The 24,653-nt window shown below is 50.6% G+C and carries 20 protein-coding genes and 1 other annotated feature; of the genes, 1 reads left to right on the top strand and 19 read right to left on the bottom strand.

The features are described 5' to 3' along the window. Nucleotides 1–113: 113 nt before the first annotated feature. Nucleotides 114–1,184, top strand: coding sequence for a right-handed parallel beta-helix repeat-containing protein (locus tag M4D81_RS27360; protein WP_260068719.1), 1,071 nt, complete (start codon nt 114–116; stop codon nt 1,182–1,184). A gap of 104 nt (nt 1,185–1,288) precedes the next feature. Here the strand turns inward: M4D81_RS27360 and M4D81_RS27355 are convergent, their stop codons facing one another. From M4D81_RS27355 to M4D81_RS27265, 19 genes are all read right to left on the bottom strand, one after another. Next, nucleotides 1,289–2,374 carry an NAD(P)H-dependent flavin oxidoreductase gene (locus tag M4D81_RS27355; RefSeq protein WP_260068718.1) on the bottom strand — a complete coding sequence of 362 codons (1,086 nt, stop codon included), beginning with the start codon at nt 2,372–2,374 and terminating at the stop codon, nt 1,289–1,291. 207 nt (nt 2,375–2,581) lie between these two features. Then, nucleotides 2,582–3,841: a tyrosine--tRNA ligase gene (gene tyrS, locus M4D81_RS27350; protein ID WP_260068717.1), complete on the bottom strand. Its 1,260-nt coding sequence runs from the start codon at nt 3,839–3,841 to the stop codon at nt 2,582–2,584. A gap of 90 nt (nt 3,842–3,931) precedes the next feature. Next, nucleotides 3,932–4,162: a binding site (T-box leader), on the bottom strand. Nucleotides 4,163–4,280: 118 nt separating this feature from the next. Next, nucleotides 4,281–5,096, bottom strand: coding sequence for a tetracycline efflux ABC transporter Tet(58) subunit B (gene tetB(58) / locus M4D81_RS27345; protein WP_260068716.1), 816 nt, complete (start codon nt 5,094–5,096; stop codon nt 4,281–4,283). After that, nucleotides 5,093–6,124: a tetracycline efflux ABC transporter Tet(58) subunit A gene (gene tetA(58) / locus M4D81_RS27340; protein WP_260068715.1), complete on the bottom strand. Its 1,032-nt coding sequence runs from the start codon at nt 6,122–6,124 to the stop codon at nt 5,093–5,095. Before tetA(58) ends, tetB(58) begins: the two co-directional genes overlap by 4 nt. 299 nt (nt 6,125–6,423) lie before the next feature. Then, entirely contained in the window at nt 6,424–7,371 is a 948-nt protein-coding gene (locus M4D81_RS27335) for an ArsR/SmtB family transcription factor (protein ID WP_071223304.1), read from the bottom strand. Nucleotides 7,372–7,613: 242 nt separating this feature from the next. Further along, the gene (locus tag M4D81_RS27330) at nt 7,614–9,011 is read right to left on the bottom strand and encodes a family 43 glycosylhydrolase (protein WP_260068714.1); all 1,398 of its coding nucleotides are present in this window, start codon (nt 9,009–9,011) and stop codon (nt 7,614–7,616) included. An 89-nt stretch (nt 9,012–9,100) separates the two neighbouring features. Then, the gene (locus M4D81_RS27325; protein ID WP_260068713.1) at nt 9,101–10,843 is read right to left on the bottom strand and encodes a glycoside hydrolase family 2 protein; all 1,743 of its coding nucleotides are present in this window, start codon (nt 10,841–10,843) and stop codon (nt 9,101–9,103) included. 67 nt (nt 10,844–10,910) lie between these two features. Beyond that, nucleotides 10,911–11,915 carry an aldose 1-epimerase gene (locus tag M4D81_RS27320; protein WP_260068712.1) on the bottom strand — a complete coding sequence of 335 codons (1,005 nt, stop codon included), beginning with the start codon at nt 11,913–11,915 and terminating at the stop codon, nt 10,911–10,913. 11 nt (nt 11,916–11,926) lie between these two features. Next, complete coding sequence (locus tag M4D81_RS27315; protein WP_260068711.1) at nt 11,927–13,705, bottom strand: glycoside hydrolase family 2 protein; 1,779 nt, start codon at nt 13,703–13,705, stop codon at nt 11,927–11,929. Between the two features lie 51 nt (nt 13,706–13,756). Beyond that, nucleotides 13,757–14,692: a carbohydrate ABC transporter permease gene (locus M4D81_RS27310; RefSeq protein WP_260068710.1), complete on the bottom strand. Its 936-nt coding sequence runs from the start codon at nt 14,690–14,692 to the stop codon at nt 13,757–13,759. A 15-nt stretch (nt 14,693–14,707) separates the two neighbouring features. Further along, on the bottom strand, nt 14,708–15,679 hold the full coding sequence (locus tag M4D81_RS27305; RefSeq protein WP_260068709.1) for an ABC transporter permease: 972 nt from the start codon (nt 15,677–15,679) through the stop codon (nt 14,708–14,710). A 29-nt stretch (nt 15,680–15,708) separates the two neighbouring features. After that, on the bottom strand, nt 15,709–17,442 hold the full coding sequence (locus tag M4D81_RS27300; RefSeq protein ID WP_260068708.1) for an extracellular solute-binding protein: 1,734 nt from the start codon (nt 17,440–17,442) through the stop codon (nt 15,709–15,711). 608 nt (nt 17,443–18,050) lie between these two features. Then, the gene (locus M4D81_RS27295; RefSeq protein WP_260068707.1) at nt 18,051–19,004 is read right to left on the bottom strand and encodes a glycoside hydrolase family 43 protein; all 954 of its coding nucleotides are present in this window, start codon (nt 19,002–19,004) and stop codon (nt 18,051–18,053) included. Between the two features lie 265 nt (nt 19,005–19,269). Next, nucleotides 19,270–19,920, bottom strand: a complete 651-nt coding sequence (locus tag M4D81_RS27290) for a formylglycine-generating enzyme family protein (protein ID WP_260068757.1) — start codon at nt 19,918–19,920, stop codon at nt 19,270–19,272. Between the two features lie 61 nt (nt 19,921–19,981). Continuing rightward, nucleotides 19,982–20,350, bottom strand: coding sequence for a DUF4180 domain-containing protein (locus M4D81_RS27285; protein ID WP_071223313.1), 369 nt, complete (start codon nt 20,348–20,350; stop codon nt 19,982–19,984). A gap of 2 nt (nt 20,351–20,352) precedes the next feature. Further along, the gene (locus tag M4D81_RS27280) at nt 20,353–21,012 is read right to left on the bottom strand and encodes a TetR/AcrR family transcriptional regulator (protein WP_260068706.1); all 660 of its coding nucleotides are present in this window, start codon (nt 21,010–21,012) and stop codon (nt 20,353–20,355) included. Between the two features lie 284 nt (nt 21,013–21,296). After that, complete coding sequence (locus M4D81_RS27275; RefSeq protein WP_260068705.1) at nt 21,297–22,754, bottom strand: ABC transporter substrate-binding protein; 1,458 nt, start codon at nt 22,752–22,754, stop codon at nt 21,297–21,299. Between the two features lie 70 nt (nt 22,755–22,824). Beyond that, nucleotides 22,825–23,721, bottom strand: coding sequence for a carbohydrate ABC transporter permease (locus M4D81_RS27270; protein ID WP_260068704.1), 897 nt, complete (start codon nt 23,719–23,721; stop codon nt 22,825–22,827). Next, nucleotides 23,721–24,647: an ABC transporter permease gene (locus M4D81_RS27265; protein ID WP_113061348.1), complete on the bottom strand. Its 927-nt coding sequence runs from the start codon at nt 24,645–24,647 to the stop codon at nt 23,721–23,723. The genes M4D81_RS27270 and M4D81_RS27265 overlap by 1 nt, the downstream gene beginning before the upstream one ends. Nucleotides 24,648–24,653 lie beyond the last annotated feature (6 nt).

The raw sequence follows: 24,653 nt of genomic DNA, 5'->3' as shown, positions 1-24,653 counted from the left end.
AAACAATGATTCTGATCCTTGTTAAGTGAGGTGATGTGTTTCGCACAGAAAGATTTGTAAGGCAATTCATGCGACAGTACGGTGAATCGTGTCCAAAATAGCGAGGAGGTATCATGATGATCAAGCCATCCATCAAGTTCGGCATCGTATCCTTATTTTGCTTCATGCTTGTATTTGCATTCTACCCTGGTCATATCGTAAAGGCGGCAACCAAAACGGTCCCGGCCGGTGACGTCGCGACGCTGCGGAGCTACCTAGCCAGCGCGAATCCCGGTGACATTATTGAAGTATCCGGGACCTACTCGGTGTCGGATGGAACCATTGCAACCTCCCGGAACGGATCGTCAGGCAATTACATTACGATTCGCGGCACGGGCAGCGGAGCCACCTTTCATTTCACCGCATCGGCAGGCAATGCGGCTTTCCATATCAAGAACAGCTATTATAAGCTGGAGAATGTGACGATCAACTCCAACTCCAAATCAAACAAAGGCCTGCTAATTGAAGCCTCTCACGGCTACGTTACCAATGTAACGGTCAAAAATACGACGGCAGAAGCTTTCAAGATTCGGAAAAACAGCCAGTACTGGCTTGTCTCGAACAGTACCGCCCATAGCGCGGGGCAAGGCGGGAAGTTCGGCGAGGGCTTCTATGTGGGGGATGCCGATCAGAACTGGACCACACTGCCGAATCCGGATCGAAGCGGATATATTACGTTCCTGAATTGCAGCGCCATACAGACCAAAAACGACGGCTTTGATTTTAAAGAGGGTACGCATCATATCAAAGTGATCGGCAGCACGGTTGACTTTCAGAATACGGTGCCAGAGTCGACCGTGGGCAACAACGGAATATTCATGCGGGCCAATGACGTACAGATCATCAACACCACCGTCAAAAACAATGCGGCCACGGGCCAAGCGTTCAGAACAAGCAAAACCACGGCCTCGGACGGGGTGTCCTACGGAAGCAATCTGGAGCTTAAGAACGTAACCGCATCGAATATTTCGGGAGCGATGATTTACACGAACTATACTTCGAACAAATTGTATACCGACTATACTATGACCGGTGTTGCCGGAGGACTCTACGCTTCCGGCTCCAAAACAGCGACTTCTTCCAATCCGTCCTCCTTCGTGGAGATGACGTGGAGCGGCGAAGGCGGAGATACTTACAGCTTCTAGCACAAAGATATGCAGGCCACCTTATGGGTTTTCTTCAGGTGGCCTGCTGCTTCATGTTTTCCTAAGCGAATAACATAATCCGCTCTCATCTCCAATGATCGGATTTACGAAGAAAATGAGCAGATCAACAACGCTTCCCGGATCGTCTCGGCCACAATATCCGCTGCCGTTTGTCCCGCAGTCAGCCCTCTGGTGCCTTGCCCCGCCCACAATGACATATACTCCGGATTGTCTTGGCGATTAGCCGCGTTTCGGATGTCGCGGGTCACCGTATTCTGCGTAGGAAAAGGCAGCGGCTCTATGCCGCTCTCGTCCCATTGCCGGATGAATGCATTGCGGATTCCCCTTGCAGGCCGTCCCGAGAACGCTTTGGTGATTACCGCGCTCTCTTCCGTACTCTGAAGGAGCGCTTGCTTATAAACCTCATGCGCACCCGATTCGACCGCGGTCAGGAATCGCGTCCCCATCTGAACGCCTTGGGCTCCAAGAACAAGCGAAGCTGCGAGCCCCCGTCCATCCATCACGCCTCCGGCGGCAATAACGGGGATCTTGACGCGATCCACGATTTGCGGTACCAAGGCAAACGTTCCGATCTGGGCCCCCATCGGGTGCTCCGAAATATCAAACGTTCCACGGTGTCCGCCCGCTTCGCTACCTTGGGCAACGACGGCATCATACCCTGCCTGCTCAGCCAGCATGGCTTCGCGGACTGTGGTAGCCATCGCAACAACCCGAAGCCTAGCCGCTTTTGCTTGCTGCATATGAGGCTCATCCAGAATCCCGAATGCCGTACTGATGACAGGCACCTTCTCTTCGATCAGAACCGCGAATTGCTGCTCGAACCAATCCGGGGTTGCTACGTGGTCCTTGCCCGCATAGGGAATGCCAAGATCATCCCGCATCCGGTTTAACTCCTGTTGAACCTCTCCGATTCGCTCATGACGATCCCGGGCACCGGGCACAAAAAGGTTGACGGCAAAAGGCTGATCCGTCCGCTTGCGGATTTCCTGAATGCTGTCGCGAATGGCAGCCGGCTCCATATAAGCTGCACCCAACGTGCCAAGTCCGCCTGCGTTGGATACGGCGGCGACCAGTTCTACTGTTGTCGGTCCCCCGGCCATCCCTGCCTGCAAGAGCGGATAACGGATTTGGAACAGCTCGCACAGCTCGGTCTGCAGTTGAATGTTCATGATATCATCTACCTCCTTTAACACTACAGATATTATCCTATTAAATGAGAGAAACTTTCAAATAAAAGAAAAACGCCAATAGGCCAACCAAAAGATTCTGGATAACCTGGTAACATGAAAGCCGCTAAGCACATGAAACGTGTTTAGCGGCTTTTTATGGGTGTTTTCGTCCGGGGAGACCGTTCTCCCCGATGGTTACAACGTCTTCTAGGACATTTTCACCAAGCTGTAGTTTTTCTTGCCTTTGCGAATGATGATGAAGCGGCCGCCAATCGCTTGGTCGGCTGTCACCTCGTGACCGACGTCGCTGATACGCTCGCCGTTCATCAAGATGGCGCCTTTGGTAATATCCTCACGAGCTTGCCGCTTGGAAGGCTCGATGCCCAGATCCACGAGCCAGTCCACGATATTCTTCGTTTCCGGCGTAGCTTCAAATGTCGGCATCTCCTTAAATCCCTGCTCGATCTCATCGGCCGTAAGGGATTTAATATCGCCGCTGAACAAAGCCGCCGTAATGCGCTTGGCCTGCTCCAGCATCTCTTCGCCGTGCACGAATCTCGTCATTTCCTCAGCCAGCATTTTTTGCGCTTCGCGTTTATGCGGCTCGCTCTGCACCTTTTCGGCCAACTCGTCAATTTGCTCTTTGGTCAAGAAGGTGAAGTACTTCAGGTATTTCACAACGTCGCGGTCGTCGGTGTTCGCCCAGAACTGGTAGAACTCGAACGGTGTCGTTTTGTTCGGGTCGAGCCAGATCGCGCCGCCGGCCGTTTTGCCGAACTTCGTGCCGTCGGCCTTCAGCATGAGCGGTATGGTCAGGCCGAATGCTTTTGCTTCGGGCCCTTCTTTCTTCCGGATCAGATCCAGGCCGCTTGTAATGTTGCCCCATTGGTCCGATCCGCCGATTTGCAGCTGCACGTCCTCATGCTGGTACAGATGCAGGTAGTCGACCGACTGCAGGATTTGGTACGAGAATTCCGTAAACGAAATCCCGCTGTCAAGCCGGCTCGCAACCACGTCCTTCGCCAGCATCGAGTTAATGCTGAAGTTCTTGCCGTAATCGCGCAGGAATTCGATGATGTTGATTTTATGCGTCCAGTCGTAGTTGTTAACCATGCGGATTTGATTGTCACCCTCGGTTACGAAGAGCTTTTTCATTTGTCCGGTCAGCGCGTCAACGTTAGCCTGAACCTGCTCCAGCGTCTGCAGGGAACGCTCGGTTTGACGCCCGCTTGGATCCCCGATGGTGCCTGTCGCGCCCCCGATCAGAATGACCGGACGATGGCCGGCAAGCTGGAAGCGTTTGAGCATGATAAAGGGAATCAGGTGACCGATATGCATGCTGTCGCCCGTTGGGTCCACGCCGCAGTACAGCGAGATGGATTTTTCATTCGTAAGCTCCCGGAGGCCTTCGGCATCCGTCTGTTGGTTAATCGCATCGCGCCATTCCAGTTCGTCGATAATATTCACAGTGTTAACACTCCTTTTAGTTCAGTAATTTCCTTATAACGAAACGTCCAACTCGTTGAAAAACAAAAAATCGCCCCTTGTCTGTAAAGACATAGGGACGATTATTAACCGTGTTACCACCCAGATTGCACGAATGCTCTGCACGCTGCCGCGCGTCATTCATGCCGCTCATTAGACGAGATATCGTTCGTCGTTTCCGCTCGGCATTACCCGAGATACTCCAGAGTGTAATTCGCCGCCTTGGTGTGTACCGGGTTCCATCATCCCCCGGCTTTCTAGAACAGGGACCAAGCTGCTACTGGGCTCTTTCAACGTATGTCGCTTATAAGATTACAGACAGTATAGTGAATTCATAAATCAATGTCAACCTGCGTTTCGGACGGAAGTCCTGCTTTCCCCGGCAGGATGGGTAAACGCCGTTAGGCGAGCCCCCTTGGCATCAAGTGCGGCGCATGTACGCACGAACCGTAATGGGAGCAAAGATCGCCACGATAACCGCGGCACCAACCAAGGATATCGTGAGATCCCAGCCCACGGTGCCAGCGTTGGTGAGATCCCGAACGGCTGTCACAAGATGCGAGATCGGATTCATATTGACGAACCACTGCAGCCAGCCCGGCATCGTATCCACCGGCACGAACGCGTTGGAGAGAAACGTGAGCGGAAACAGCACGATCATCGATATCCCCTGCACGCCGGAGGCGGATCTTGCAATCACGCCGCAGAAAGCAAAAATCCAGCTAATGGCCCATGAGCACAAAATTACGACCAACCCCGCAAGCGCAACATAACCCAAGCCGCCCTCGGGCCGGTACCCCATAATATATCCCATCGTAAAGGTAAGCACTGTCGCAATGGTATACCGAATCGTGTCTGCCAGCAGGGCACCGGCCAGCGGTGCGATGCGCGCAATCGGCAGCGATTTGAATCGGTCGAATACGCCTTTATCCATATCCTCGCGCAGCTGAACGCCTGTGACGACGGAGGTCGTGATCACGGTCTGGACGAGGATGCCGGGAATGATGACGGGCAAATAACTCGCCACGTCACCGGAGATGGCGCCCCCAAAAATATAAGTGAACATCAGCGTAAAAATAATGGGCTGAAACGTGACGTCAAACAACTGCTCGGGCGTGCGCCGGAGCTTCAGCAGCCCGCGGTAGGCCATCGTCAACGAATTTCGAATCGTCTGACCCAAACTCGTGCGGTTCTTAAGCTGACGTTCCGTCCCAGGCTGAATCATGGTGCTGCTCATACCCGTGCCACCTCCCGATCATTGGATTCATAAGACTCTTGGGCAGCGTCTTCCTTCACGCCGTGGCCTGTGATCGTCAGGAATACCTCATCCAGGGTCGGCTTCTGCACGCTCATCTCGGACAAGCCGATTCCTGCTGTTCGCAGCTCGATCAACAGGTCTGTAACAAGACCCGCATTAGCCATCGGCGCTGTGATCTTTCCGGCTTCCGGCGATACATTGGCATGGACGCCTAACACTTGTTCCACGGTATGGCGGGCGCGATCCATGTCAACCGAATCCTCGACAGTCAAATGCAGCGAGGAAGTGCCCACCGACATCTTCAGTTCATCGGCCGTACCCTCGGCCACAACCCGGCCGTAATCGATAACGGCGATGCGGTCTGCCAGCTGGTCCGCCTCCTCGAGATACTGCGTGGTCAGCAATACCGTTGAACCGGTATTCACCAATCGGCGGATCGTATCCCACATCTGGGAACGCGTCCTTGGATCCAGCCCCGTCGTCGGTTCATCGAGGAAGATGAGTGGCGGCTGGGCAATGAGGCTTGCCGCCAGATCCAGCCTTCTCCGCATGCCGCCGGAGAAATTTTTTAGCGGCCGCTTCGCGGCTTCCGACAAACCGAATTCCTCGAGCAGCTCTTCCGCCTTGCGCCTTGCCTCCTTACGCCCCAAACCAAGCAAACGTGAGAATATAATCAGATTCTCCGTAGCGCTGAGCGATTCGTCCACCGACGCGTATTGGCCGGTTACCCCGATCAACTGACGGACAATCTGCGATTCCGCCTGCACATCATGTCCGAAGATTCGGGCCGAACCCGCATCCGGTCTTAGCAAGGTCGCCAGCATTCGGATGGTGGTCGTCTTGCCTGCCCCATTCGGGCCAAGTACACCGTAGATCGTTCCGGTACGTACGTTCAGATCCACCCCATCCACGGCGCGGTTATCTCCGAATGTTTTGATCAGTCCGTAAGCCTCAACGGCCAAGTCGCCAGGTTTTGGCTCTATTTTCTTTTTGTATGCATGCTCCATTATGATTTCCTCCTCTTCGCTAATGGATGATGATTGAATCGTAGCACCCCTATTTAAACGGAATGTAAACCGGGAAAAGAATGGGCTCTTTTTATGAAAATGATCCTCATTCGATAAGGATTCGCGTGTTACTCCGAATACTTCTGACGGCAAACAAAAAAAAGTGGCAGCACAGAAATACCTTCTGCACTGCCACTTTATCCTTTATCTAAACGGGAAACCTCTCCGCCAACTAGCTGCCGCCGGATTTGCCTCTTCTTCGTCAACAGCTGAGCCTTCGGCCACTTATACAAGCGTGATTAAAGGTCTTCCCCATCCTGATCCATCGTATATTTCAACTGCATGATGATATTCTGTTCGTGATCTCCAAACTGGCGACCGAACAGATTCAGCCCTCCTTGATTGACGGCATCGGGCTTAATGCCGATACGCAGCCGCAATTTGGGACTCTCGGAAAGATTCAGCTCAGCCAATGTAACACCCGACACTTTCTCCATATCCAGCGTCGTCTTCTCATGATCGACCCGCCAAGTCTTGAGAAACCCGTACTGCGTTGCCCAATCATACCACCAATTCGGGTTCAGCTTGCCGCGCCGATCCCCGAAATCGCCGGGGCTTGTCCACATGCCGATTTCCACGCCATTGACCCACACGGAAATATTCGAAGGCCAGTTATGATCATAATTGGGCGCCTCGGAACACATCTCCATGGACAATTCAAGCGATTCGATGCGAGCTCCGGCCGGAATATCCATCGGCATCAAATATTCCAAATATCCCTTGCGCAGCCAGATGATCTGGGCATTAACATGCTTGGGATGGTAAAAGCTCGCCGGCTCGTCTTCCTTTATGATATACCCGTCGGCATTCGCCATTCCGCATGTCGGCGATACTTCGCAATCGCTGTAATGGCCAATCGGCATCTCTACTTCATAGACATGCGTTACTCCTTTGGGTACCGAATTTCTCAAATTCAACGCAATATGAATATCATCATAATTCCGGCTGCAGACCTTCATGGCCCCACGTGACGCCGGAAGCAATTCCGTATTAATTAACTCAGCCGCTTCCAACACTTTGATATTGCTCGCTACCGTCGAAACGGGGAGTTTGAGCTTCTCGGCGATTTCAATGATATTCAAGTTCTTGGAATTCAAGAGCCTTAGGATATCAACCCGAGAACGTGTTGACAAGGCATGGGCCACCGTGACCAATCTTTCCGGGTCGTTAAAACCAAGTTCCAGCACAAATCTGCTCTCCTTTAAACATATTCATTACAATAATTTTACTTCTTAATGAAATGAAAAACAATCACACTGGAAAGGCTTACACCAGCCATTTTCCTGCCTCTTGCCATACGGCATCAAATAGCCGGACATAGCAAACCATGACTTTCATAGCCAGAAATGGCCTCCGGGAGAACCGGAAGCCATCCATGATCAAGCTAACAACTCTTTATTTATCGGCCCTCTATGCCATCGGTTATGACCTAATTCGCCGGCTTGATGTCAAAAAAGTCGATTTCTCCGTATCCCTCGCCTTTTGAAAAACGTATCGTGTTCACGCCGGCCTTCAACTGAATCCGCGCCGTGGACAGTCCCCAGTTCTCCCATCCTTTATTCGTGATATGGAACTTGCTCGCCGTACCGGCATTTACGCTGAGCATGAGATGGGACCAATTCCCCCCGGCTGTCCCGTTCGCCGTGCGGGCGAGCAGAATGTATTCGCCTGCCGACGCGGCATGAACCGTGAATTCCACATAGCTTTCCGGCGTATCGATATGCCCGGCCTTCATGCCTCCCGAGCCGTTAGGGCTCTGAGATGCATAGGCGATACCGCCGAATGTCCCTTCCTCACCTTCGTAACGGATATGTGCTGCTTCGCCGGAAGGCAAGGTTATCGGGGCATTCGGATTCGCCGGGACGCCGAGATTTGGCGTGTTGTCGGCATGCCACGTGAATTTCTGCATTCGAACTTCGCGGTTCCACCCGGCATTATTGTATTTGGCGACATGATAGAGTATCCAGTCCTCCGTACCGTCGGGCGACTTGGTGAACGAATGATGACCCGGTCCGTACAAACCGTTACCGGACTTGAATATAGGCTGACTGCGTTTGCTCCATGATGCCGGATTCATCAGATCGCTGGTTGCGCTGGCCGTGATGAGGCCCAGGCAATAGTCGTTCGTCCAGCTTCCGCTTGCCGAGTATACCAGATTGATGAGACCGTTTCGCACAATCACCTGAGGCCCCTCGTTTACGTGCGGGGAATGATTCGTTTCCCAGCTGTGGGTAGGCCTTGCGATTTCAACGCGATTCGAATCGATCGTCCAGGGATTGCTCATGCGGGCGATATACAAATTCTGCCGGACATTGGTGTCGCCTTCCCAGCCGGACCATATAAAGTACAGCTGACCGCCTGTTTGCAGCACTGTGCCGTCAATCGCCCATTTGTTCGTCGGGTCCGTAATCTGGCCTTTGTACTGCCAGGTTCCCTGCGTCGGGTCCGCCGACGTGTTCTCCATGACATACATGCGGTGGTTGACGTTATCCCCGTCATCCTTGGCATAGTAGATATACCAGGCGCCATTGATGTAATGCAATTCCGGAGCCCAGATGCTGCAGCAGCCCGTTTCCACGACCCTCGTCGGAGCTGCATCAATCGTCGTAAGCTGTGCGGACTTCCATATGGTCACATTTCCGCCGGTCGTTTTTGTGAAGTAGTAAAAGCCGTCGGTATGTTTATATACCCATGGATCCGCGCCCTCCTGCATGACCACGTTGTAGAAGTTATTTTGAAGCGTAGCCGCATGTGTCGCCTGACCCATAGGAAGAATAAGGAATGCGCATATCGTGAGCAATAATTTATTCCGGTAATTCACCTTCATCCTTCGTCACGTTCCTTTCGGATAATATGCAATCATACACCATGCAGAAATGAAACACCGCCTACTTCGATAACGGTCATGATAACGGCTCAGTCTTCAATCGCGGCCTTACGGGAATTGATGCGGCGGATCACTTCAGGATCGAATTTCGATCGTCTGTCATAGGTGTACAATCCGTTCACTTCCTGTTCCACATCGTACAGCTGGGTATAACAGAACCCGAACATCATGGGATGATCCAGCAGCGCATTCGTTAAGCCCGCATAACGCGTTAGAAACGCCTCTTCGGATGTCGGCCTGTCGCCGTAACCCCAAGACTTCTCGTCTTTTTGGTCCGGATTCCACCATATGCCGCCATATTCGCTGATGAAGTAAGGCTGGCCTTCATACTTCTGCCGATTCGGGAAGCTATTGTACACCTCTCCACCGTTCTTCATCGGCTCATATCGCTGCTTGAACGTCTCCGGGTTCTGGTCGTAATCATGGATATCGAAAATATCCGTCACGACATGGAAGTTGCCGCTCGTATCAATCACAGGACGCGTCGGGTCCATTTTCTTCGTAACCTCGTATACAATGCGCAGTACGTCGTTATTTTGCTTGGAGCCGTCCCGGTCCCACGTCTCGTTGAAAGGACACCAGCCGATGAGGGCCGGATGATTGAAATCGCGCTCCATCCCTTCGAGCCATTCCGGCAGAAAATGGGACAACCCCTCCGCCGTGGTAATGTCAAGCCCCCAATTCGCATGCTCTCCCCATACCAGATACCCTAACCGGTCAGCCCAATACAGAAAGCGCGGTTCGAACATCTTCTCGTGAAGCCTTGCGCCGTTAAAGCCGAGTCCCATCGAAATTTCGATATCTTTGCGGAGATCCTCATCGCTTGGCGCGGTGTAGACCCCATCCGGATAGAAGCCTTGATCCAGCACAAGTCGTTGAAATACGGATTTGCCGTTGATGTGGAAGGCCATTCCGTCCAGCATGACGGTTCGGAGCCCAAAATAGGATTGGACGGTGTCGCACACCTGATCCTGTCCTTGCAGGGATAATTCCAGATCGTACAGCCTGGCCTGACCCACCTCCCACAAGTGAACCTCCGATAATGGAATGGTAAGTTTGACGTACGGCCCGGATACGACGGCACTCGCATTCCCTACCGCTTTCCCTTCATACAGGGCGGATGCGGTCAGTTTATGACCTGCTGCGTTCCCGTTGATCTTAATCTCGAGGTGGGCACAGCCATTATCCGGGTCACCCACCAGCTTCATGTCGGACATATAGACCTGCGGCACTTGCTCCAGCCATACCGTCTGCCAAATCCCCGTCGTACGGGTATAATCGCAGCCATGCGAGTGGAAGCGTCCGCTTTGTTTCCCGCGCGGCTGGCGTCCGGAACGGACGTCATCCTCCGCACAGACGGTAATTACGTTCTTGCCCGGTATCACATGCGAGGTGATATCCAAGCTAAAGGGCGTATATCCCCCGCGATGCGATCCTACGGATACACCGTTAACCCATACTTCCGCCTCGTAATCCACAGCCCCGAAGTGAAGCAGGATGCTGCCTTCCCATGCTTCAGGCACGGTAAAATCCCGCTTATACCATACGGCTGCCATGAAATCCTTATATTCAACACCGGACAGCTTGCTTTCGGGGCAGAAAGGAACGGTGATCGTTCCGGACAGATCATGTCCCGGCTCATGGAATCCGCGCTCCTTCCCGCTTTTCCCATGATCGATTTCGAATTGCCAAGAACCGTTCAGATTGATCCAGTCGGGTCTTACCCATTGCGGACGGGGGTACTCCGGACGCGGCAGTGTTAATTCAGTCATGTTTAACTCCTTCTTATATGTTTAATTTGTCGGCATTTATCTTTCTGCCGACTGTCACCTGCGGCTTTTAGCCTTGGCTTTCCGTCACATACAGCCTGCTGGTCTCTTCCCAGATTTCATTCGGTTCAAGGCTGAAACATCCGATCTCTTCAGCTTCCAAGTCCACATTGGGTGCATTGACCAGATTGATCTGCGGCTCAGGGCAAAAGAAACCCTCGGTCGCTTCGTTGTTCCAGATCATCCATTGCTTATAGGAGGTGCCTACGTCATAGACCAGCCTCAGTTTCTTCGCCCCATCGGTAAGCTCCATCCGGTTTCTTCCGTTTTGGGGCTCGGCGGTATAATGATTGTCCATCCTTTCAAAGAAAGGATAAACACCTGCTCCTTGCATGGCCTGCTCGTTCGCCGACAGCTCCTGGTGGGAGCCGGTGGGCAGCATTCGACCATCCAGCTCCCATCGCTTCCCGACGGTCAGCTTTAAACGGTAATCCCGAGCGTCGCCTCCCTCGGTAAATGGCGCATTAACGGATGTATGAAACGCCAGCAGACACGGCATGGCTTCTTGGCCTGTATTGGTGATCGTTACCCGCTGGGATAACCCCTGCCGGCTTAAGCCGTACCGAAGCTGAATATGGAAACGGAACGGGAAGTTCCGGAATACCGGATGCCGTTCATCCACGCGGACAGACACGGTCACATAAGCCTCCTGCCCGGAATGCCCGTATTCATCAACCTCCCATGGAATATTGTACAGAAATCCATGCAGATGATGACCGGTTGCCTCTTCATTCACCGGCAGCTGATGGACTTTGCCGTTCCAACGGAACCGGCCATCTTGATACCGGTTGGGGGGGAACAACACCGGAATGCCATGAATCATCGGCCTTGCTTTGAACGCCGGCATTTCGTCAAGCGTCGGTTCATGCAGAAACCGGCAGCCCTTATCGAGATCCCGGAACGATATCAAATTCCCGCCGATATCCGGAAGCATGATAGCCTCATAACTCCCGGCTCTTAAATAAACTGCTTTCTCGTTATGGTATACTCCTTCATAAGCATTCGTCCCGTCCATTTCTCCACCTCCTATTGCCCTGTCATGATGCTGCGTATGGTTTCAAGCGGCGCCTTGGGCTTGCGGTCATACGTCAGCAAGCCGTTGATCTCCTGCTCGACATCCGTCAGCTGCGTGTAGCAGTATCCCTGGATCACCGGGGAAGAGAACATGGGATCCACTACGGCCTTAAGCCGGATCAGGAAGTCCTCCTCGTTCTCGGCTCCGGAATATCCCCAGCCTTCCCAATCGCTCTTCTTGAAGGCAATGCCGCCAAACTCCGACACCAGAATGGGTTGGCCTTCATAGGAAGCACCGCCAACGAATATCCTCCGGTTGGCCGGCATGGCTTCCACCGCCGACGCGGCTGATGCATACCGTTCTTCCAGCACTTCCTGGCGGCTCTCATAGTCGTGAATGGTGACCAAGTCCGTGGTCATATGCTCCCATCCATCGTTATAAACAACCGGCCTGCTATCGTCCAAAGACTTCGTTAAATGATACATCGCAAGCCCATGCTGCTGCTGACGCTTATCCAGCTGAACATTCGGAACTCCCCAGCTCTCATTGAGCGGAACCCAGGTTATGATGCAAGGATGGTTATAGTCCCGCTCGATGATCTCCTGCCATTCCGCTGTGAAGCGGCGAACATACGACTCGGAATATTCATATGCGTTGGCCGCCTCGCTCCATAACAGCAGGCCGAGCTTGTCGCACCAGTACAGAAACCTGGGGTCCTCCGTCTTCTGGTGCTTTCTCACGCCGTTGAATCCCATTTCCTTCGCCAGCTCCACATCGCGCTTCAAAGCCTCGTCCGACGGCGCCGTTAGGATTCCCTCAGGGAAATACCCCTGATCCAGCACCAGCCTTTGGAAATACGGCCGGTTATTCAGGCATAACTTGCCGTTCTCGATCGATACCTTCCGCATCCCGAAATAGCTGGATACTTGATCGACGACGTTCTCATCCTGGACAAGACGGAACTCAATATCATACAGGTTCGGATGTTCAGGGCTCCACAGGCGTCCCAGACCATGATCGGTAAAATCACTCAAACCGATGGTCCGCAGCTGCTCTGCGTTTCGGATTGCATATTGATCTTCGGCGACCCGTTCCCCCTTATACGATACGGTGATCTGCAGCTTGAGATCCTCCGTCGGCTTGTAACCCTCAAGGAACGTCCGAATGCGAATTTCGTTCCGGTCAATGTCGGGTGTCATCCTTATTTTGCTCAGATGTACCGGGGACACCGGCTCCAGCCACACGCTCTGCCAGATGCCGGTCGTACGGGTATAGAAAATGCTTGCCGAATGCTCAAGCCAGTATTGTTTGCCTCGCGGCAGGGTGACGTCGCGGCTGAAATCCTCCGCGCGCAGGACGACCGTATTGCTTCCTTTCACAAGCGAAGCTGTAATGTCCGCCTGGAACGGCGTATGTCCGCCTTCATGCATCGCCACCAAATGTCCGTTCACCCACACTTTGGCGAAATAATCCACGGCGCCGAAATGAAGCAATATTCGTTTTCCGTCCCAGTCCTGAGGGATCTCGAACGTTCTGCGGTACCATACCACATCATGAAAGGAAGGGTCGCCGATGCCGCTCAGCTTGCTTTGGAACGTATAGGGCACGTTGATCTTCCTTGTAAAGGAAGCCTGCGCTTCCGCCCGATACCACCCTGCATCCTCGCCGATGGCTTCATCATCAAAACTGAAATCCCATTCGCCATTGAGGGTTAACCACTCTTTGCGCTGAAACTGGGGTCTCGGATATTCGTTTCGAACCGTTTGTGCCTTGCTAACTTCTGTCGTCAAGATGCAACTCACTCCTAATGATTCAGTCTCTCTATCTGCTCGTTTGAACGTTTAGCCTTTGATCGAACCCACATAAACGCCTTTCACGAAATACTTTTGCAGGAACGGATATACCATTAATATAGGCACCGTCGAAACCACGATCGCGCAATATTTAACCAGCTCCCGGAACGCGGTCGAGCTCTGGGCGCTGTTAATAACGACCCCGCCCGCGCTGCCGATCGTGGTGGCCGTCGAATCATTGGCAACCAGGATTTCCTTCATCAACAGCTGCAGCGGGAACAATTCCCTATCCTTCAGCAGGACCATCGCGTTAAACCATGAGTTCCAATTCCCGACCAGATAGTACAAGAAAATAACGGCCAGCGTGGCTTTCGACAGCGGCAGGATCACCGTCATCAGGATGTTGGCCTGGCTTGCACCGTCAATCAATGCCGCTTCTTCCAGCTCTCTCGGAATCGATTGGAACCCAGTCCTTAATATGATGATGTTCCATGTGCTTAAAGCGGTCGGCAGAATCATCGCCCACAGATTGTTGTACAAGCCGATGTCCTTCATTAACAGGAACCAGGGAATCAGCCCGCCGCCAAAGAACATCGTGATCGTAATCAGAATCATGATGAAATTCTTGAAATACAATTCCCGCCTGGACAGTACGTAAGCGCCCAATATCGTCATGATCATATTGACTAACGTACCCAGTCCAACATATATGATCGTATTCATGTACCCCTTTAGCAGGCTGTTGTCTTTAAATACCAGCTTGTAACCGTCGAGCGTGAATCCCAGCGGCTTTAACAATATCCCTTTATGTGCCATCAAGGCGCTGGGATCGCTGACGGAAGCAAACAAGATATGCAATATGGGATAAAAACACACCAAGGTCAATGCCGTCAAAACCGTGTAGTTCGTAAAGTCGAACACGCGGTCCCCTATGCTTTTATGCTTCCTTCTTCGTTTCACTTTGAATTGCTTGATATCCTCCATAACCTTCCCTCTCTCTTACCATAAGCTGGATTCAGATCTGCGCTTCACGATGGTATTTGTCATCCATAACAGCCCGAAGTTCACGATGGAGCTTATTAATCCGACGGCTGTGGAATAACTCAGGCTTGCTTCCCTCAAGCCCCTTCGGTAAACATAGGAGGCTATGACATCCGCCGTATCATAGATCAAAGGATTGTAGAGCAGGATAATTTTCTCGTAGCCGGAAGCCATCAATCCGCCGATCGCAAAGATAAACAGGATGATGATGACCGGACTGATCTGAGGCAGCGTAATGTACCACATTTTCTTCACCCTGCCGACCCCGTCGATATCGGCCGCTTCATATAATGAAGGATCGATGGAGCTCATCGCAGCCAGGTAAATGATGCTGTCCCATCCGATGCTCTGCCAGATTCCGGAAAAGGTATAAATCGGGCGGAACAAATCCGAGTACCCGAGAAGGGACGAGTAGTCTTTGCCCGTTATAAACGAAAGCAGCTGCGTAACGACCCCTTCATTGGCCGTAAAGATGTGAATGATCCCGCATACAACCACCAGTGAAATAAAATGCGGCATATACGTAATGGTTTGAACGGTCCGCTTAAACTTGGAAGAGCGAACTTCATTCAGCAGTAATGCCAGGATGATCGGTGCCGTAAATCCAAACACGATGCCCCACACATTCAGCAGGAGCGTATTCTTGACGACCCTCCAAAAATAGGGTCCGGAGAAAAAATCGATAAAATGCTTGAAGCCCACCCAATCGCTTTCACCGAATCCAAGCAAAGGTTTGAAATCCTTAAATGCGATCATGACGCCCCACATCGGCCCGTAGCAGAATATTAAGAACCACGCCACCACGGGAAGGGCCATGAGATAGACAAACCAATTCTTTTTCAGATCCTTTTGTATCAAACGTTTGGTATTCTTCGGTTGTGAGGTCGCACGAACATGGTCTATTTTCCTGTTTTTCCGTAATATCTCCATGAATCAACCACCTGTTCTTAATATGGAAACTATCGTTGGTTATACCGATCCAGGGCCGCCTGATGGAGACTCAAGAATTCGTCCAGTCCCATGCTCTGCGCTTCCTTCAAAAATTTATCGTAAGCATCGATCGGCAATTCACCCATGATGATCTTCGCAAAGTATTCTCCGCGCAGCGTGGATAACTGGTTTCCAAGCTCGGCCTCACGCGAGGCTTCTTCTTTCGTAAACGTGATCGGCGGCATCGCCATGCTGGTATCCATGTTCTCCGTCCAGTCCTTGCGAATATCTCCAGAATAGCTTCCTTTCGCCGTAATCAACGGGTTGGCGTGATGCTCGTCGCGGATATTCGGCCAACTGTGCCAGCGGTATTTCCAAAGCGTAACATCGACCGGCTGGCCTTCCGGATCATTGTACATGTAACTGTTTTCCGGATAATAAGGCATTCCTTGCTCATCCACCAGATGCACGGTACCGTACTCGCCGAAGTTGATGAGCTCCCAGCCTTTTTTGGAATAGTTGAAATCCAGCCACGCCATCGCGGCTTCAACATTTTCGCTCTGGGTGGTAATGGCCGCACTGGTTCCCGTTCTTTTGAAGTTTTTATAGGTGGTTGCGGATTTATCCCCTTCATTCAGAACAGGATTCAGCGCCCCCACGAAATCAATATCGTTCTGCACTTTCCAATAGCTCCACATCGTGTCAGGGGAATCCATCATGACGGCCGTATCGTCGGAAATCGCGCTTGCCATCCGTTGATTGAAATCGGCGGTGGCCCAGTCCCGATTCAGCAAGCCTTCCTTGTTCCACTGCTGCATGGTCGCGAGATATTCCTTGGCTTTCGGCTGTGCCGGGCCCCATGCGACCTTGCCGTTTTCATCCAAGAAGGTCCAGTCCCAGACGCCATATGCGCCATTAATGATGCCGGTAAAAATTTGGCCGTACGTCGAGCCGTAATTCAGCGGCGCCTTGTATCCGACTTCCTTGCTTTTTTTCAGGAATTCATACCATTCGTCTATCGTCGTCGGGACTGGAAGTCCTGTCTTGTCCAGCGCTTCCTGCTTAATTAGCATGCCGAACCAGGTCCATTCGGAGTACGGCGCGATGCCGTAGAAGCCCAGCAGCCTGCCATCGTCGGTCACGGTCGTTTTTCTTCTCGTTTCGTCCGAGTTCCGCCATGCCGAATAATTCGGAGCGTGCTTTTCCATCAGGTCGGTCAGATCGAGGTAAGCGCCATCGTTTACCCCCGCTTCGAAACCTCCCGGATAACGCCCCGGATCAATGATGATGTCCGGCAGCTCGCCGGAGGAGATCATCAAGGTAAAAGCATCCGCTTCCTGTCCGACGGGAGGCGTAATGAAGTTCACCTTAATGCCGGTCAGCTTCTCCACCTGCTTCTGAACCAAGTGATTATTCATATCCGGGATGTTGGAGTTGGCAGGCATCCATACATCCAGCACCACATCGCCTTTGACGGGATAAGCAGAATAATCGCTAGGAATGACTTCGTCAAATACATCACCGAGGTATGTATCATTGAGTGTGCCGTTGACTTCATCGATTTGTTCCTGTGTCGGTGCTTTATTGCCCCGTATGTCCCCGCTGATATCTTCGAATGTCACCTCATTCTTCTCTACGCTTTCCTCTTGGGTTACGGTATTGTCTGGCTCGTCACTTGCCTTGCCGCTGCAAGCGGTTACCGTCGAAATGATCAATATGGATATGAATAACAGAGTGAAATAACGCTTCATCGTTCTGTTCATGCTTAACCTCCCATGATATGAATAATTACGAGCATCCTCCGCATTAGCGCAGAGGATCTATATTCCGTAGTTTTTCAGAGGTGCCAGTTTAAAACTTGCTATCTATCATCCTTCATCTTCGCAGTGTCTAAGCACCCCCAGTCTGAAATGCAAATCTTCCTCATGGTCATTCCAATGGATCCCCTTTTTCACATGGTAATTGACGGCATTGCCAAACCCTACACACTCATTTAATACAATTATCCTGTATCTTTAACCGAAGTATAAGCATATAACTTTACCTTGTCAACGCTTTCATACATAAATTCCGTAACTAAATTTATTCATTTTGTAAAATCCGCACTTTTAATTTCGGATATCGGAAACAATCCATAGACTTATAACTCTTATGTAAAAAGGAATCGCCGTTTTAATCCCACGTTTTTCGTTATGGATATGTGTGTCTTACACGTTTTACTCTCATTCGTAATAAACCCCCATTCATTACAGATAATCTGTAATGAATGGGGGTTTATCGAATTCTATGAATATTCACTTACACCCTTGCAGCATTTACCGCCCCTTGCCACTATCATCTACTCTTGGATCTTGTTATGAATCCGCATACATTATTCACCGGACGGTTTGGCCAGAGCCTCAGACTCGCCGGCGGGTACGCCGAAATCCGGAGTTCCATCCGGCTTCCAGCCGAATGTCTGAATGCGGGTTGATCGCAAGACCGTATCTACTCCAGGTGCTGGAAGCGCATGGTAGACAATCCAGTCCTCCTTGCCATCCGGAGATTGCGTGAAGCTGTTATGGCCGGTAGCATACACCCCGTTTTCCACGCTTTTGCAAAATACAGGCTCCATGGACTTAGTCCAGGAAAGCGGGTCCATCGGATCCGCAGCTTCATCCATCGTGAGCATCCCCAGCGCATAATCCTCAGACCATGTAGTGCTGGCCGAGTATACCAGGAAGATGCGGCCGTTTCGCTGAAGGACGACAGGTCCTTCGTTAATGGCCATTCCGCCTTGTTTTTCCCAGGATAGGGTCGGGGCAGTAAGTAATACATGATCTCCCGTCAATGTCCAAGGGTTTGTCATGCGCATGATATATATAGCGGACCCATAATCTGGGAAGTGACCGTACCCGGCATACAGGAAATAAAGCTGATCCCCTATGGACATAACCGTACCATCCAGGCCGGGGACGGGAGTCGGCAGCGCACCTTTCCATTCCCACTCGCCTTCCATCGGATCAGGCTCCCCGTTCTCCAGCACGCATATTTGGCGCGACTCATCGCCTCCCCCATCATTTGCCGTGAAATAAATGTACCATGTGTTGTCCACATAATGAATTTCCGGCGCCCACAGGTTATGACTATGACGTCCGCCGGCTTCCGGAGTCCAGATCGTTTTCTTGCGGCCCTCCGCAAGGCCTGTTAAGGTAGCGGATTGCGTCAGCTCCAGATATCCGCGTCTCGTCGACATAAAGTAATAATAGCCGTCGGTATGCTTCCATACCCAAGGATCGGCTGCTTGCTCTACAATCGGATTGTTGAATGTTGGTCCATGCACCATCTTCTTATCCCCCTTATCCCTTGAATTTCCTGGTTTTTGATCAACACTCCGGCAATTCAACCCTTAACTCCCTTTAGCTCCCCACACCTCCCGCGAAAAGTTAAACCCAATCTTACTGATGTCTTCCAGCCTTGTCTATACGCAATTTAACGAACATTCATCGCGTTAGATTATGTGACATGTCATTGACGGCGTTTCGATGCGTTTATTGGAAATTCGCTAGGTGCTGCACGATCAAAAAAAAGCTGGTCCCGAAGGATCAGCTTTATCGTGAAATCGATCTTGCCAAACGAAACCCGAGATCCTCAATCCGAAACGTCGGATGGCTTCGGCGGCGGCATGTCGCCCCGCAGCCCCTGGCCTCTTCCGCCCAGCTTCCGCCGCGGAATACTCTGTACGAGCCGTATACATCCGGATCGTATACATCCCAGCACCACTCCCACACATTTCCGAGCATATCGTAAAAGCCCCACGCATTCGGACGCTTTGTGCCTACCTCATGCAGGGCTCCCCCGGAATTCCCTTCATACCAAGCGATGTCATCAAGTTCTCCGTAACGATAGCCATCACTCCCGGCTCTGCACGCATATTGCCATTCCGCTTCCGTCGGAAGGCGGTATCCATCCGCCTCCCAGTTACACACGACACGTTCACCTTCGTCCGAGACCGAATAACATTCGTCCAGACCTGAGTGTCGAGATAGCACATTACAGAATTCAATCGCATCATTCCATGATACATTGACGACCGGAGCCTGCATGACCTCAGTGAATCTGGTTGACTGTGGCATGAGCGAGTAATATAAAGCCTCTGTAACAGGAACCGGTGCAAGCTGAAAAGCGTTCACTTCAACCGCCCACGAAGATTGGATACGGTCGTCCCTTAATTGAATTTCGCCTGCCGGAATGCTCACCATCGGGTATTCTTTTGGATTAAATCCAGGTGCTGACAATGATCTTCCTCCCGGTTTTCATCTCTTAGTTCACCCTGCTTAACCGTTCAATCCCTTGCTGTTCAGTCGGCAAGAAAAAGAAGTCGTTCCCCTTATTGCATTCATATATGAAATCTTGCAAGCTTTGGCTCGGGTACACAGAAAAATCACCGATGATCGCAACCTTCACATGATAATTGATATACTTCTGAAGGATTTCACCTGCAAGGCGGGTCTTCAAATCGAAGAAGGCTTGACTGAATATCGATTGATTCATTACCATACGATGGCTGCCCGTTTCATATTGCACGGTTGCTATAAGATCCAATGCAGACTGAACATCCTCAATTAATATTTCATTACTGCTAACAACCGCTATCGTTCCTCCATCTGTTTCAATCTTCTCTATATTCATAGTCACCCTCCTGTTTTGGTAAGTCTTCTCACATAATCCTCACATATGTACCGATTGTCGTCGCCGTTGGCTGGCGGAACGTTAGCCACTCGAAAAAAACTCAGACCTATAGCCATCGCCAGCACACCATAGGCAGCACTTTGTGGATCCTCAACGGACATCTGTCCCGCCCGATTACCATAATCCATGATCTTGGCGATGCCTTGGAGATCCGTCTCGTAGCTCTTCGATACAACTTCCTGCAAATTGCGATCCAGCATGGCCTTTGAGTAAAACTGGACAAAGAGCTTGGCTTGATCCGCAAGCGGAATATACATCTTGTCGACCCCGTCCAGCTGCGACACATTAATCGTGCGATCCGCGTCATCGCTGAGCGGGGGAAGTATAAATTTCAGGGTAAGATCCATCATTTCTCCCGGTGTCATCGTATGCTCAATGCCTGATTCGATTTTCAGTCCATAGTACGCCAAGAATGATTTGAAGGCTTCGATCGTCAGTTGATCCTTATTCTTGAAATAATATGTGACAACTCCTTTGGAACAGTTTGCATGATCGGCCACCTTATCCAGCGTCATGCCGTCAATCCCATACATGCTGATGCAGGTTAACGTGGCATTAATGACCTCTGCCCTGCGCTTCGGTCCCATTCCTAATTTGGGCATGATTTCTTCACCTGTATCTTTGTATTTTATTTATACTGAACAGTCGGAATAAAAAGAGTGTACACAAAAGTAGCACATATTGTCAATGGAGGCTTTTGATCAGACCCGGCACGATAGCCTTTTTTGTTATAACTCGCAAGAATGAAATGCTCCTATATAAAAAAAAGAGATATTTCCTTATTCAGAAAATACCTCTTTCAGTGTTACACATCCTTTATCTCTGCTCATCCTCGAAGCTTGCAGCTTATCCGATTTAGAATTGGAACAAAAGTAGATACAAGCTGTTATTTCCCCGCCAAAAACTCATCCAGCTGACGCTGGATCTCAGCGACATAGTCATCAATGCCCGCCGCCTTCAGCTTCTCGATGGCTTTAGGATACTCCGTCTCAAAATCGACGAAACCGGAACGGATAGCGGCTAAATCCTTGCCTGCGACTTCTTTCAGGGCCGTCTCGATTAACTTGACCTTTTCATTGTTAAATCGGAAGCCCAATGAATCGGATCGAATAGCCGTCTCATCCCAGCTCTTGTACTTATCGATGGACTCTTGCGCCACACTCGGCCCGAACAATTGGTAATTTTGGTTTCTAAACATCCATTCATAGAAGAATTCACTAGCGGTGAGCTTATTGATTCTTCCATCCACCATCTCGTAATCCTTGCCTTCGACGCCATAGAGAGCAAACAGATAATTCTCCTGGGATTTATAAATCCAGTTCACGAACTTCATGGCGCCTTCCGGATTAGGAGCATTGACAGGTATGCCCAACACTTCTCCGCCTGCGGCTGTCACATAACGCGGTTTATCCTCGGCTAACAGATACGTCTTCACCTCGGCATCCGGCGCATTGGCTTTGATGGCATCAACGATTTCCATTTCCTTGCCCAAAGATCCTTCAACCCATAAGTATAAGCCTGTCTGCATCCGGGAGTCTCTCTCGTTATATTTGATGGTCAAATCCTCTGTATACAACCCTGCATCATACATGGAGTGATTAAACTTCGCGACTTCCTGGAACGCTTCCGTTTCATAGTAGCTGTATGCTTTTTTACTCTCTTCCCCGAATACGACCAAATCTTCTACGGCGATCCAGTTATATTGTTCATCGGTAAAATATCGGGTCAACGGTTTAAAGATAATATCGGCGGGTCCCTTCATTTCAGGAAATTTCCCTTTCGCCCTTGTTGCGAATTCCTTTAAGTCGTCTGCTGTCTTCAAGTCCGTCATCCCTACCGCTTCGAGGATATCCTGACGAACGGCCACCAGCTGGTACATGGCAGAGGAAGGTGCATAAGCGGATGGAATGCCATGAATCTTCCCGTCGATCGTTGCCCCCTGAAGCTGCTCCATCGGCAGGACCTTTAGCATATCCTGACCATATTCCTCGATTAAATCATCCAATACCATGGCTTGTTTCTTGTTGACGATGGTCGAAAGGTCCGGGAGACCGTCCCAATATAAATCGATCGGTTCATTTGCGGCCAGCATGATATCTTTTTGTTCCCAATACTGGGCCCACGGCACAAATGTAACTTCGACCTTCAAACCAAGATCGGCTGCCATCTTCTCGGCAAACTCGTTGTCCAGAAATTCGCTCATGCGATCGCTTCGCTCCCCCGGATACAGAATCGTGACGGTTTCGAGCTTGGCTGCCCCCTCTTTTTTGTCGCTGCATCCTGTCATAACCGAAACGGACGCCATCAATAAGACCAACAAGATCAGCATTGTCCTTGCTTTCATGAAAGACCCTCCCTAATAAAATAGTTTATCTATGTTAAAAGCCGATATCGGCCAGTAACCACGCAGGCGTCTATTCTTTGACGGCACCAGCCATAATCCCGTGCACGAAGTATTTTTGAATGTAAGGGTAGAGGAAAATGATCGGGCCGATCGTAATGACCGTAATGGCCATCTTCACGGTCTCCGCAGGCAGTGTAATGTTGCCTGATGCCCCTGATGGAATTCGTCCGGAGCTTATTGCATTGACGTTCGACAAGATGTTGTAGAGGAAATACTGGAGCGGAAATAAATCGCGATCATTAATAAAAATCAGAGCATGCCACCAATCATTCCAATATTGAAGCGCATACATTAATCCAACGGTCAGCAATGCGGTCTTGCTTAATGGGAGGGCTATTTTTACATAGATCGTAAAGTAATTGGCGCCGTCCATCTCGGCAGCTTCATATAAAGATGGAGAGATGCTTGCAAAATACGTGCGCATCAGAAACATGTTCCATACGCTGAATATGGAAGGCAGGATCAAAGCCAGAATGCTGTTTTTCAGTCCATAATAATTGACGCTGACCATGTACCACGGAATGAGGCCAGCCGAGAAAATAATCGTAAAATTGCTAATGAAGGCGAGTACGTTACGGTATTTCAGCTTTTTGATCGATAGGGAAAAGGCAATCATGCTGGTAATCAGCAGCGCCCCCATCGTCCCCACGGTCGTTACAAGCAGGGTCACGCCATAGGATCTGAGCAATTTCATTCCACTATTAACAAAGATATATTTATAGGTATCCAAGCTGGGGCTCAGCGGGATGATCGAATATCCGTTTCTCGCAACGGCCTGCTCCGAAGAAAAGGACACGCTTAAGGTTAAAACAAGGGGATACAGACACACGAGCGCGAATAAGCCAATGAAACCATAGGCAAAGGCTATCACCAATTGATCGCCAAGCAATCTATTCTTTTGTTTCATCAAAATAGACCCTCTCCGTCATTTATTTTCTTAGCCGATTGGTTTGCAGCCGTAATCAGAATCAATCCCATCAAGGACTGAAATAACCCGATTGCCGTAGAGTAAGAAAAGCCCAGCGTACGCATCGACTGGTAAACATAAGTATCGATAACCGTGACTTCTTCAGCCAGGACCGGGTTGTTGCCGACAATACCGTAAATCATCCCAAAGTCCCCATAGAAGATTCGTCCGACACTCAGCAAGCTCAAAACGATGATCGTCGGCTTCAGCATAGGCACGGTCAAGTAAAATATCCGCTGCAATTTGTTGGCGCCATCCACCTTAGCCGCTTCGTATAAGCTCCCATCAAAATTGGACATCGCCGCCATATAGATAATGGAACTGTACCCGCTCCATTTCCAGACGCTCGACAGAATGATGATCCATTTCCAATACTTCGGCTCCGAGTACCATCTGATCGGCTCTGCTCCGAAGAACTCCAGAATATGATTGGCAACGCCCACATCGGTAGAGAAAATCCCGTACAGAATCGCCCCAACGACGACCCACGAGATGAAATAGGGAAAAAACATCATGCTCTGAGCGACCTTTTTGTAGGTTTTATGCCGGATTTCGTTGATCAGAATGGCTATGCTGACTGGTATGATAATGCCTAAGATGAGACCAAAAAAGTTGATGTACAGCGTGTTATAGGTAACCTTCCATCCCATGCTGTTTTCCGAGAAAAAGTATTTGAAATTGTCCAGACCCACAAATTCACTGCCGAAGATGCCATCAACCACATTAAAATCGGTAAATGCCATCCATATTCCGGCAAACGGGATATAGGAGAACATGATCAGCACGATCAGAGCAGGCACGCACATCAGATATAGTATTCTGTTTTTCGTTATTTCATATAGAAACCCCTTAACCACGGAACCCATTCCATC

This window comes from Paenibacillus sp. p3-SID867 (assembly GCF_025142895.1).
Classification (GTDB): domain Bacteria; phylum Bacillota; class Bacilli; order Paenibacillales; family Paenibacillaceae; genus Paenibacillus_AQ.
Note: the sequence above shows the minus strand (reverse complement) of the source record. Positions and strands in the feature narration are given on the sequence as shown.

Excerpts from the sequence above, each read along its gene's own strand:
- M4D81_RS27265 (WP_113061348.1), bottom strand. The coding sequence starts at position 24,647 with ATGGGTTCCGTGGTTAAGGGGTTTCTATATGAAATAACGAAAAACAGA.
- M4D81_RS27310 (WP_260068710.1), bottom strand. The coding sequence starts at position 14,692 with ATGGAGGATATCAAGCAATTCAAAGTGAAACGAAGAAGGAAGCATAAA.
- M4D81_RS27320 (WP_260068712.1), bottom strand. The coding sequence starts at position 11,915 with ATGGACGGGACGAATGCTTATGAAGGAGTATACCATAACGAGAAAGCA.
- M4D81_RS27355 (WP_260068718.1), bottom strand. The coding sequence starts at position 2,374 with ATGAACATTCAACTGCAGACCGAGCTGTGCGAGCTGTTCCAAATCCGT.
- M4D81_RS27285 (WP_071223313.1), bottom strand. The coding sequence starts at position 20,350 with ATGAATATAGAGAAGATTGAAACAGATGGAGGAACGATAGCGGTTGTT.
- M4D81_RS27290 (WP_260068757.1), bottom strand. The coding sequence starts at position 19,920 with ATGGTGAGCATTCCGGCAGGCGAAATTCAATTAAGGGACGACCGTATC.
- M4D81_RS27275 (WP_260068705.1), bottom strand. The coding sequence starts at position 22,754 with ATGAAAGCAAGGACAATGCTGATCTTGTTGGTCTTATTGATGGCGTCC.
- M4D81_RS27325 (WP_260068713.1), bottom strand. The coding sequence starts at position 10,843 with ATGACTGAATTAACACTGCCGCGTCCGGAGTACCCCCGTCCGCAATGG.
- M4D81_RS27360 (WP_260068719.1), top strand. The coding sequence starts at position 114 with ATGATGATCAAGCCATCCATCAAGTTCGGCATCGTATCCTTATTTTGC.
- M4D81_RS27280 (WP_260068706.1), bottom strand. The coding sequence starts at position 21,012 with ATGCCCAAATTAGGAATGGGACCGAAGCGCAGGGCAGAGGTCATTAAT.
- M4D81_RS27300 (WP_260068708.1), bottom strand. The coding sequence starts at position 17,442 with ATGAACAGAACGATGAAGCGTTATTTCACTCTGTTATTCATATCCATA.
- M4D81_RS27270 (WP_260068704.1), bottom strand. The coding sequence starts at position 23,721 with ATGAAACAAAAGAATAGATTGCTTGGCGATCAATTGGTGATAGCCTTT.
- M4D81_RS27305 (WP_260068709.1), bottom strand. The coding sequence starts at position 15,679 with ATGGAGATATTACGGAAAAACAGGAAAATAGACCATGTTCGTGCGACC.
- M4D81_RS27330 (WP_260068714.1), bottom strand. The coding sequence starts at position 9,011 with ATGAAGGTGAATTACCGGAATAAATTATTGCTCACGATATGCGCATTC.
- M4D81_RS27295 (WP_260068707.1), bottom strand. The coding sequence starts at position 19,004 with ATGGTGCATGGACCAACATTCAACAATCCGATTGTAGAGCAAGCAGCC.